Annotated in this window: 3 protein-coding genes; all 3 read left to right on the top strand. The window is 63.7% G+C overall.

What is annotated here, in order from left to right; translation table 11 throughout:
- Positions 1-84 precede the first annotated feature (84 nt).
- Positions 85-480, top strand: coding sequence for a transposase (locus IB235_RS24660; protein WP_192339040.1), 396 nt, complete (start codon positions 85-87; stop codon positions 478-480).
- Complete coding sequence (tnpB, locus tag IB235_RS24655; protein WP_088239067.1) at positions 477-830, top strand: IS66 family insertion sequence element accessory protein TnpB; 354 nt, start codon at positions 477-479, stop codon at positions 828-830. The genes IB235_RS24660 and tnpB overlap by 4 nt, the downstream gene beginning before the upstream one ends.
- A 54-nt stretch (positions 831-884) precedes the next feature.
- On the top strand, positions 885-1342 hold a 458-nt coding region (locus IB235_RS24650), incomplete at its 3' end, for an IS66 family transposase zinc-finger binding domain-containing protein (protein WP_192339038.1).

Here is a 1342-nt window from a genome sequence, read left to right as displayed (position 1 = left end):
GTAAGCGGCGCCTGTGCCCCACCTTCCGCATTTTCACGTGACCTGAGATTTCGCGCCTGATGGAGATTGGGCGGGAGTTTCGCGATGGCGACTACGGTGGAGTTTCTCAGGGACTATGGGGTGGACATCCGACCGAACGGGCAGCGGCGCTGGCCGGATGAGATCAAGGCGCGGATCGTGGCCGAGAGCCTGAAGCCGGGGGCGACGGTGAACGCGGTCGCGGCGCGGTATGGGCTTCGGGCGAACCATCTGTCGGAATGGCGCGGATGGGCGCGGGATGGCCGGTTGGTTTTGCCTGCAGACGAGGATGACGGCCTTTGTTTTGCGCCGATCGTGCTGCCGGACAGAGGCCTTTCCGCCGAAGCACCAGTCACTGGAGCCATCGAGATTGCCGTAGGCCAGATGACCATCCGGCTGGATGGCGCGACGGCCGCGGCACGGATTGCCGAGATCGTGCGAGCAATTGGATCGCGGTCATGATGTTCCCCTCCAACCGGGTGCGGGTTCTGGTCTCGACACAGCCCGTCGACTTCAGGAAGGGCCATGATGGTTTGACGGCGCTGGTGTCATCGGTGCTGCGCAAGGATCCGTTCACCGGCACGGTCTTTGTGTTCCGCTCGCGCCGGGCGGACAGGTTGAAGCTCTTGTATTGGGACGGCACCGGCCTTGTGATGGCCTACAAGCGGCTGGAGGATGCGACCTTTACCTGGCCCGCCATCAAGGACGGGGTGATGGCGCTGAACCATGCCCAGTTCGAGGCGCTGTTTTCCGGTCTCGACTGGCGCCGCGTCAAAGCGCTGGAAACCCGTCCACCGGCTGCGGCAGAATGAATCATCAGCTTGATTTTGCGTGTTTTTACTGGAGGTTTGTGATAGATTCAGCCCATGCAGGCTGCCCCCATCCTTGACCTTTCCGCCATTCCTGCCGCGCAACGCGCGGCGGTTTTGGCGTTGATGGATCAGGTGGCAGTGCTGACGGACATCACCCGGCGGCAAGAGCATCTGATCGCCGAACTGAACCATGCCCTGCATGGCAAGCGGTCGGAAAAGCTGTCCGAGGACGAGAGGCAGCTGGTGTTCGAGGACCTGTCCATCGCCCTGGCCGAGGTTGAGGCGGAACAGGAAACGCGTGCCGCCAAACCGGGGGACGGAACGACCAGGCCTGCGCCAAAGCGCACCATCGGCAATCTGCCGGCCGGGCTACCGCGCGTCGAGGTCGTCATCGAACCGGACAGCCTGGTCTGCCCCTGCGGCTGCGGCGTCATGCACAAGATTGGCGAGGACCGCACGGACCGGCTGGACATCGTGCCCGCCCAACTGCGCGTGATCGTCACCGTGCGCCC

This window comes from Paracoccus sp. PAR01, assembly GCF_014851995.1.
Taxonomy (GTDB): Bacteria; Pseudomonadota; Alphaproteobacteria; order Rhodobacterales; family Rhodobacteraceae; genus Paracoccus; species Paracoccus litorisediminis.
Note: the sequence above shows the minus strand (reverse complement) of the source record. Positions and strands in the feature narration are given on the sequence as shown.

What these genes read in the sequence shown, in the direction of transcription:
- tnpB (WP_088239067.1), top strand. Translation starts at nt 477, where the DNA reads ATGATGTTCCCCTCCAACCGGGTGCGGGTTCTGGTCTCGACACAGCCC.
- IB235_RS24660 (WP_192339040.1), top strand. Translation starts at nt 85, where the DNA reads ATGGCGACTACGGTGGAGTTTCTCAGGGACTATGGGGTGGACATCCGA.